At 69.2% G+C, this 9217-nt stretch carries 5 protein-coding genes; 3 read left to right on the top strand and 2 right to left on the bottom strand.

Annotated elements, in window-relative coordinates; translation table 11 throughout:
* Positions 1-141: 141 nt before the first annotated feature.
* Both LLH23_20990 and LLH23_20985 read right to left on the bottom strand, forming a co-directional pair.
* Positions 142-1452 carry a HEAT repeat domain-containing protein gene (locus LLH23_20990; protein MCE5240945.1) on the bottom strand — a complete coding sequence of 437 codons (1311 nt, stop codon included), beginning with the start codon at positions 1450-1452 and terminating at the stop codon, positions 142-144.
* 182 nt (positions 1453-1634) lie between these two features.
* A complete protein-coding gene (locus LLH23_20985) occupies positions 1635-2402 on the bottom strand; it encodes a hypothetical protein (protein ID MCE5240944.1) in 768 nt (255 codons plus the stop codon).
* Positions 2403-2603: 201 nt separating this feature from the next.
* Between LLH23_20985 and LLH23_20980 the strand changes: the two genes are divergently transcribed.
* The 3 genes from LLH23_20980 to LLH23_20970 form a co-directional block, all read left to right on the top strand.
* The gene (locus tag LLH23_20980; GenBank protein ID MCE5240943.1) at positions 2604-3575 is read left to right on the top strand and encodes a zinc-binding dehydrogenase; all 972 of its coding nucleotides are present in this window, start codon (positions 2604-2606) and stop codon (positions 3573-3575) included.
* A gap of 179 nt (positions 3576-3754) precedes the next feature.
* A complete protein-coding gene (locus tag LLH23_20975) occupies positions 3755-7138 on the top strand; it encodes a hypothetical protein (protein MCE5240942.1) in 3384 nt (1127 codons plus the stop codon).
* A 184-nt stretch (positions 7139-7322) separates the two neighbouring features.
* A partial coding sequence (locus LLH23_20970) for a beta-galactosidase (protein ID MCE5240941.1) occupies positions 7323-9217 on the top strand: 1895 nt, incomplete at its 3' end.

Here is a 9217-nt window from a genome sequence, read left to right as displayed (position 1 = left end):
GCGGGGCCCGCCGCACACGACGCGGCACCCGCCGCCTGAGTGTCTCCTTGCACACCCAGACCTGAGCCACTGGCTCATCACCCCCTGGAAACGAAAGAGGCCCGGCGGATGCCGGGCCTCGGGGTTTCTGCTCGCGGGCGGTCATTCCTCTCCCAGCGTCTCCAGGGCCTCAGAGACCACCGCCCCCACCTTGTCGTCCGAGTGCTTCAGCAGCTCCTTGAGCCGCGGCACCGCCTCGGTGGCGCCCAGTTGCCCCAGCGAGACGACTGCCGCGCGCACCACGGAGGGCTTCGGGTCGTCGAGAGCCTCGATCAGCGGCTCGGCCGCGCCCTTCTTGACCCCCACCAGCCCCAGAGAGGCCGCTGCGTGGCGCCGCACACTCCACTCCTCGTCCTGCAGCGCGTACACCAGCGGCTCGACACAGGTGCGAGTGCCCACTTGCCCCAGCCCGCGGGCCGCCGTCAGCCGCGTCACCCAGTCAGGGTCCTCGAGCATCTGCGACAGGTGCTGAACCACCTGGTAGGTCCCGATGGACGCCAGCCCCTGCACTGCGGCGCAGCGCACGTCCTCCTTCTCGTGGTCCAGCAGCGCCACGAGGTGGGGGATGACCGACGGCTTGCCGATCTTCCCCAGGGCGATGGCCGCGTAGTGCACCACGCGCTCATTGGGATCGTCAAGGGCCTCGATGAGCGCGTCGCGCGCCTCCTCGGCCCCAATGTTGCCGAGGATCTCGACCACCCAGCGGCGGACGACGTAGTCCTCATGCTTGATGGTATGTAGCAGCGCCGACACGGCCCGCTTGCCCACGCGGGCCAGGGAGCCGGCAGCGGCGGAGCGGACATCAACACTGGGGGAGGAGAGCGCCTCGATCAGGGGCTGGATGGCAATGGGGCCCTTGATCTTGCCCAGGGCTTCGGCGGCTGCCCGGGCCAACTCGACATTGTCGGAGGCGAGGACGTCGATCAGCGGCTCGAGGGCCTTCTTGCTCTTGAGGCCGCCGAGCGCCGTCACCGCTGCCCGCTGCACCTCCACGTTCGCGTCGTTGAGGCGCATGATGAGCTGCTGGGCTACCGACTCGTCGCCGAGGTTGCCGAGGGCCTCCGCGGCCCACTTGCGCGCTGCCTGGTCTTTGCCGATCAGGGCGTCGAGCAGCGGGGGCACGGCGGCGTCGCCGACGCGAGTGAGCGCCTCGGCGGCGGCCTCCTGCACATTCTTGCTCGAGTCGCCGAGGGCGGCGATGAGCGCCTCGATGGCCTCCGGGTCGCGAATGCGACCCAGGGCCTCGGCGGCGGCGATGCGGACCTTGTAGTCCTTGCTGCCCAGGGCCTTGAGGAGCGGGGGCACGGCTTCGAAGCCCAGGTCGACCAGTTGTGCAACGACATCGTCGCGTGAGGACGAACTCTTGGCCCTTAGCCTGCCAACAAGCTGAGCCGCCCGCTTACCGTTGGCCATCGCAGAAGCCTCCCTGGCGGTGTTGGTGACAATCAGTGGGCCCCTGGAACGCCGGCCTCACCCCCCTGCCCGGCTTGGCCGTCAAGCGGCCCGGAGCCGGGGCATATGCTCCCTCACTAGCTGAAAGGGGCGGGCTGAGCCGCCCGCCCCTCGCAATCAGTCAACGCCTGGGCGCCTGGCGCTTACGGCGCGGCGGGCGCGGCCGGAGCGACCGGGGCCGGAGCTGCCGGGGCTGCCGGGGCCGCCGGGGCCGCCGGGGCCGCCGGAGCACCCGAAGCCGGCGCCGCAGCGGGGGCAGCCGGAGCCGCTGGAGCCGCAGGGGTGGCCGCCGGCGTCGTGGTATCCTGGCTGGTCACTGGCGCCGCCGTGGCATCGGACGTCGGCGCCGCTTCACTGCTGGTCTCCGGCGTGCTCGTCGCCTCGGGCGTCGTCGTCTGTGGCGCCGCGGGGGCCTGCAGGCCAAACTGGCTCGCCAGGCCCGAGAACTGCTCCATGGCCAGGGCCTGGGTCTCCTGCTGCTTGGCCCGCAGGGCGCTCAGTGCATCGGAAACATACTTCTTTTGGTTGAGAGCCTGGCTGGCCGCGTCGGTGTTCTTCTCGGCATTCGCGGCGCTGACAACGTTGCCCATGATGCCGTCGGCGACTTCGAGCTTGGCGATGGCGCCCTCCACATCACCGGCCGCAGCCAGGTCGTAGGCGGCCTGGAGGTTCTTCTTGGCGACGTCCATCTGCGCCTGGCGGGCGCCTTCGGCCACCGCGGCCTGCCGCTTGGCCTCTGCCGCCGCCTTCTTCTGGTTGTTCATGACCACAGCGACGACGACAACGATGAGAATCAGCAGCACCAGCACGAGCACGGCACTGCCCCGACGGGGCTTGCCGGCCGGCCGGACATCATCCAGGCTAATGTCGTCCACGTCGCGTGACGGCTTGCTCGAACCATTATCGGCCATGAGACGGGCGCCTCCTCAGACGCGGGTTGCGTTACTGCCAGCCACGCACGACCATGACCGCCCCCATCGGCTGCAACGCCATTATAGGGGCGGATTCGGGCAGTGTCAAGCTGAGCCCCGGCGGGGCCCCGCCGCTACAGGAGGGGTTGGCGCACCCCTCGGAGAAGGTCATCAGGACGCCGTCACACCCGGAGGCACCGCATGTACAAGCTCATCGCCGAAGCGCCGGACAAGGTTGTCGTCGCCGACGTACCCATGCCCGAGATGGGCCCCGGAGATGTGCTCATCCGGGGCGTCCGGTCCCTGATCAGCCCGGGCTCGGAGCTGAACCGCGTCCGGCGGCTCCCCGGCGATGAGGACAGCAAGTGGCCCAACCACGACCTGGGGTATGCCATGGCCGGCGTCATCGAGGCCGTCGGGGCCGACGCGGCCGGCTGGGAGGTGGGCGACCGGGTCGTGACCATGCGCCACCACCAGCAGTATGTCGTCTCCCCGGCCGCGGGCGACCACACCCGCTCCCCCCTCCGCATCCCTCCTCATATGAGCTGGGACGATGCCCCCTTCATCTGTTGGGGCCGCAGTTGCTACAACTGGACCATGAAGGCCAACATCGGCGTCGGCGAGCGCGTCGCGGTGGTCGGGCTGGGTCTGGTGGGGCTCCTGATGACCATGTGGGCGCATCTGCGGGGGCCGGGGCAGATCCTCGCCCTCGACCTGGACCCCTCCCGGCTGGACCTGGCGGCCCGGATCGGAGCTGACGCGGGCGTACGCGTCGGCGAAGGGGACCCGGTGGAGGCCATCAGGGAGCTGACAGGCGGCCACATGGCTGATTGTGTGCTCCACTGTGCCGCCGGACCGCATGTGGAGGCCTTCGAGCTGAGCCAGCGCCTCTGCCGCACGGGCGGCCGCGTCGTGCTCATCGGCATCCATTCGGCCCCGCTCACCATCCTGCGCCACGAATTCCTGCACAAGGACCTGCTCGGCGGCGGCGCGGGCTACGACTACGACCCGGGCCTGTTCGACGTAGGGGCACGCCTCCTGGCGGCCGGCAAGCTGCCGGTGGGGGAGATCGTGACCCACAACGTGCCCTACACAATGGCCCCGGACATCTACGACATGCTCAACTTCCGCTCGCACGAGGCGGGAGCGGTGCTGCTGCGCTGGGACGAATGAGGGGGCGGGATTGGGGATTCGGGATTCGGGATTCGGGAGGCGGGAGGCGGGAGGCGAGGGGTGGGGGGGCAGTCGCCGTTGCCGTTCCCCCCTCTCCCGAACGAGCGGAGCGAAGTGAGGGAGAGGGGCCGGGGGTGAGGCAGATCCGTGCCGTTGCCGTTCGACAAGAGGAATCCACCATGCGCCTGCTGACGATAGCCCTGTGTGTCATCGCCTGCACTGCCGCCGTCCTGGCGGCCCAGGCCCCACCCGCTCAGACGACCGAGGCCGTCATCTTCGCCGACGACCGCTATGACGTCGTCGGCTGGGCCGGTGAGCCGGTGCAGACCCGCGAGTTCTTCGTCCTGCGGGGCTTCAAGCCGCTCCAGGCCGAGGAGCTGGCCGACTGGATGGCCGCGAAGGCCAAGGCCGGGGCATACGGCACCGTGGCGCTGCTGCCCACGGGGCTGATCCCCGGGCCGATCCTGCAGCCCGGTGGCTGGGACGCCTTCGCGAAGGGCTGGTTCGACGCGAAGCTCTACGCCGACAGCGTCGCCCGCAAGTACATGCAGGCCGGCGGGCGGCTGGTGTTCATGGGGGATGTCACGTTCTACTACGCCCAGGGCCCCGAAGGGCCGATCCGCTGCACCGGAGGGCTCATGCCGCAACTGGTGGACGTCCACACCGACCAGCGCATCCTGTACGGCCCGCCCAACCACGAGCAGGTCCTGACCGACGAGGGCAAGCGTTGGGGCCTGACCCAGCCCTGGTTCGGCATGCCCGCCAACACCGCTGACGTGACGCTGACGCTGGTGGAGGCCCCGAAGGACAAGGCCTCGCTCATCTTCCTGAAGACCGTGAACCCCGAGTACCCGCTGAGCGGCCTGCTATCCTTCCCGATCAAGCTACGGGGCGATGAAGTCAAGCTGCCGCTGCTGGCGGACATCTACAAGGCCGCCAACTTCTGGGGGAAGCCGGTGGCGGTGCCCGAGGCGGCCCGGGTGGAGAAGCCCCTCCCGCCGTTGGCGCTCACGATCACGCTGGGAGACACGGGCACCCGCTCCGTCTATCTGCCTGAGGAGCCGATCACCGGCCTCGTCACTCTCGCCAATCACACCGGGAACGTCCTCACCGGCTCACTATCGGTCAAGCTCAGCGATGCGAACGGGGCCTACTACACCGAGGACAGGAAGCTGGGCGTGCCCGAGGGCGACGTCCCGGCGCTGCTGCTCAAGGTGCCGACCGAGGGACTGCGGCGAGGGGAGTACAAGCTGGAGGTGAAGTTCGCTGACGATGCCAGTAGGGCAGGCGGCCCGCCTGCCCGCGCGGGCGAGGCCGCCCGCGCTACTGACGTTGTGCGCGATGTCGCCCTCTCCCTCGTCGGTAAGCCCGACCGGCCCTTCTTCCTGGGCGTGTGGGGCGGTGTCCCGGCCAATGCCTTCCGCCGCGCGGCATATCTCAAAGAGATCCGGAGCTACCACCTCAACCCCGTGTGCGGGGCGGGCTATGATGATGACCTGCTGCGCCTGGGAATGCAGTTCGTGCAGCGCATCGAGGCCTACGAGGGCTTCCCCAACGCTGTGGGTGACACGGACCCGGCACTGCTGCGCAAGGATGAGAAGGGCCAGCCCATCAAGAGCCCGTGGCGGCCGGCGCTGTGGCAGGTGAGCCTCGCCCATCCGCAGGTCATTGCTGGGTGGAGTGAGGGCCAGCGCGAGCAGATCAGGGCCCTCACGCAGCATCCCGCCTGGTTCCCCGCCATCTTGACTTGCGACGACTTCTCGGCGTTCTATGGCGACGACTTCGGAGACACCTCGCGCCGGCTTTTCGCCGAGCGGACCGGGAAGCCGGCGCCCGCGGGCAAAGCCGCGCCGGGCGACAAGCCGACGGCGGGCAACGCGCCCAACCTCGGCCAGGGCATCCCCGCCCCCACCGGCGACGCGGCCGGGCCCGCGCTACAGCCCCCGCCCAAGGGCATCGTGCCCGATGACGACCTCACGATCCTCTGGCGCGAGCACACCCTCAGGGAGCTGGGGGGCTTCATCAACCGCAACTTCGTCGCCGCGAAGGAGGAGGTCGCTCCGCGCGTGCCGTTCGGCCCGGTGCCCGGAGGCATGATGGTGCCCGTCTGGACCGAGGGGCAATACCCGCCCGCCGGCTTTGGCGGCGGCGGCTTCGATCTGCTGTCCTATTACTACTACAATGCCTACTGGCAGCCGGAGATCGGCAACCTGTTCTATGACGAGCTGGCCAAGCTGGGCAACCGCAGTCTGCCCCTGTGGTCCACGCCCGACCTCTACATCGCCGGCGACGAGCCCAGCTACTACCGCAACGCCTTCTTCCTGCACCTGGCCGGCGGCGTGTCGGGGCTGAACTACTATGCCTACTCCGAACACAAGCCCTCGGCGATCCGCGAAGTGGGGCGGCTGGCGGAACGACTGGATGACCTCGGGGTGCTGCAGGTGGCGCTCAAGCCTGCCGCCAAGCGCGTCGGCCTGTACATGCCCTTCGCCTGCAACGCCGTGAACTGGGCCTACGCGATCAGCACACTGTATGCTTACAGCAACCTGCTGTGCGCCCAGGTGGATGTGGAGCCCGTTTGCCGCGAGGAACTGCTCGCGGGGCAGGCGTACCAGTACGAGGCCCTGGTGCTGTGGAATGCCGACTGGCTGAGCCAGAGCGAAGCGGACGGGCTGAAGCGGTACATGGCGCGCGGCGGCAAGGTGCTGCTGGACAAGGGCAGCGCCGTGGACCTGCCCGGCGCGACGCGGCTGCCCTGCGATCTGGCGATGGGCCGGCTCGACTCCAACGTCAGCAATGACGATCCGCGCTTCGCCGGGCCCGGGCAGGCCGACTACAACATCGCCGACCGCGTGGCAGCCGTCCGCGCGGCGATGAGGGACTACATCACCTACGAGGCGGCCGATCCCACCGTCGTTGTGCGACCCTTCCAGGCGGCGGGTGCGACCATGCTGTGGTGCGTGAATGTCCACACCAACGAGGAGTACAAGTACCTCGTGGCGCGCATGCCGGTCTACAAGCGCACCGCCGACCGCCCCGTGGCCGAGGAAGAGGGCCGCAAGTTCCTGCGCGAGCGCGGGGTGTATGACCAGCAGGTGCGCACGACGCTGACGCTGCCCGCAGCCGGCATCCGCGACGGCATGGCGGCGATGGACCTGTGGACCGGCAAGCGCCTGACGCTCACCAAGCTGCCCGACGGCCGCTGGCAAGTGCCGCTGACGATGGAGCGCCTCGGCGGCACGCTGGTAGCGCTGTACTCGTCGGCCCCGGAGAAGATCGGGATCACGTCGTACGCGGCGGCGGTCAAGCGCGGGGCGTGGAGTGGGGTGGACCTGCGGCTGTATGGCGAGAATGGGCGCCTCATGGACAGCCTGGTGCCCTGCCGCCTGCGGATTGTGGACCCGCAGGGCCAGGAGACATGGCGCCGCACGATCGCCCTGCGCGATGGCCGCCATATCATGCGCTTCGCCCCGGCCAAGAACGATATCCCCGGCGAATGGACCATCGAGATGACCGAATTGGCCGGCGGGGTGACGGCGACGACGAAGATCAGCGTACAGTAGGATGAGGGGTCTGTCCCCGCAGCAAGCGGCGTAGCCGGTTGCGGAGGGGGCTGACCCCGTTCGCTACGGACGGTGGGGTCAGCCCCCTGCAGACCGGCCGCGGCCGGTCTGCAGGGGACAGACCCCGACGAGAGCGGCAGACCCCGCGGCGCCCGCTCTACCTCCTGGAAGGCTGTGTGATGCCATGCGTTCAGTCGTGGTGACTGTCCTTCTGGCCTGTGCCGGGCCGTGCCTGGCCCAGCAGACCGCTGCCCAGTGGATCTGGTACCCCGAGCAGCCTGCCAGCGACTGCCTCAAGGAGAGCCGCTGGTTCCGCAAGACGTTTGACGTAGCGGCGCCATTCATGGCGCCCGGGGGCGCTATGAATCGCGCCGCTACGCTGTGGCTGCTCGTAGATGACAACCAGAGGCTGTGGGTGAACGGGCGGGGCGACCTGCCGGTCATCGGCAGCGGCCCGGCGTGGAACCGGTACGACGTGTCCGGCGCGCTGCAGCCCGGGCGCAATGTGCTCGCTGTGCAGGGGACGAACGGCACCGGCCCGGCGGGGGTGCTGGCCCGGCTGGTCATCAAGACGGCCGCACAGCAGGAGACCGTCATCAACTCCGACGCCTCCTGGCGGTCCGTCAAGGCCGAGCCCCCGGCGGCGTGGACCACGGCGGGCTTCGATGACAGTCAGTGGGCCCCCGTCCGCGTCCTCGGCAGCGCCTTCATGGGCCCGTGGTATGACCACGCGCTCTTCGATGTGCAGCCCTTCATCACTGCCGCCGAGCGGGCGGCGTACGAGCGGCACATGGCGACACTGCTGGCCCCGCCCGAGCAGTTTGCGGGACAGCAGCCGGCTCGCGCCGCCATCAGGCCGTACCATGGCGCACCGGCGCTGTTCATCAACGACCAGCCCCGGCCCCTGGTGACGTACCGGGGCACCGTGGACCCGATCAGTGACTACGGGCGGCATGTCCTCGGCCAGTTCCGCGACGCGGGCATCCACGGGTACGCGCCATACGTGGCCCTCGACAAGTGCTGGACCGGGCCGGGGAAGTACGACTTCACGCCGCTGGATCAGGTCGTGCGGGCCTATCTGTCCGTGGACAGGGACGCCTACCTCGACATGCTGGTGCGGCTGGTGCCGCCCAGTTGGTGGCTGCAGGCCCATCCTGAGGAGATGGTGCGCTACGCCACCTCCGACCAGATTGACGACAATGACGAGGCCGGGCGCGTGCTGCGGCCGTCGCCCGCGTCCGAGGCGTGGCTCAAGGACGTCGGCGCGGCCTGGACGGCGCTCATCCGCCACATGGAGAGCCAGCCGTGGGGCAAGCGCGTCATCGGCTGGCACGCCTGCTACGGCATCTACGCCGAGTGGCACTACTTCGGCAGTTGGACCCAGCAGTACCCGGATGTCGGCCCGGCCATGACGCAGGCCTTCCGGGCGTATCTGCGGGCTCGCTATGGCACAGACGCGAAGCTGCAGGCCGCCTGGCACGACCCGCAGGCACGGCTGAACACTGCGACCGTGCCCGGCGTCGAGCCGCGCCGGAATGCCACGCTCGCCTCCTTCCGCGACCCGACCAAAGAGCAGCGCGTCGTGGACTACTACCGCTGTCACCAGAAGGTGACTGCCGACGCCATCGAGCACTTCGGCAAGCTGGCCAAGCAGGCCACGGGCGGGCGCGCCATCTATGGCATCTACTACGGCTACTTCATGGGCGTCTTGCCGCAGACGCAGGGCGGTCACCTGGAGCTGTTGCGGCTGCTCAAGTCGCCGTTCATCGACTACTTTGTGGCCCCGTATGAGTACGGGCACCGCCTGATGGGCATGGACGGGCGGCTGCGCAGCCTGGCGTACGCCTTCAACGTGGCCGGCAAGGCCCACATCATCGAGGCCGACACGCGAACATACCTCCACCCGCGTGAGGAGCATGGCCGGACGCAGAATCTGACGGAAAGCCTCGCCGCCATCCGCCGGGAGTTCTCGACCGGCCTGATCGAGCACACCGGCTACTGGTACGTGGACTTCGGCCCTGAGGGCGTGGGCGGGTGGTACAGCCAGCCGCAGATCATGTCCACGATCAAAGACCTGTA

Source organism: bacterium (assembly GCA_021372615.1).
GTDB lineage: Bacteria > Armatimonadota > Zipacnadia > Zipacnadales > UBA11051 > JAJFUB01.
Note: the sequence above shows the minus strand (reverse complement) of the source record. Positions and strands in the feature narration are given on the sequence as shown.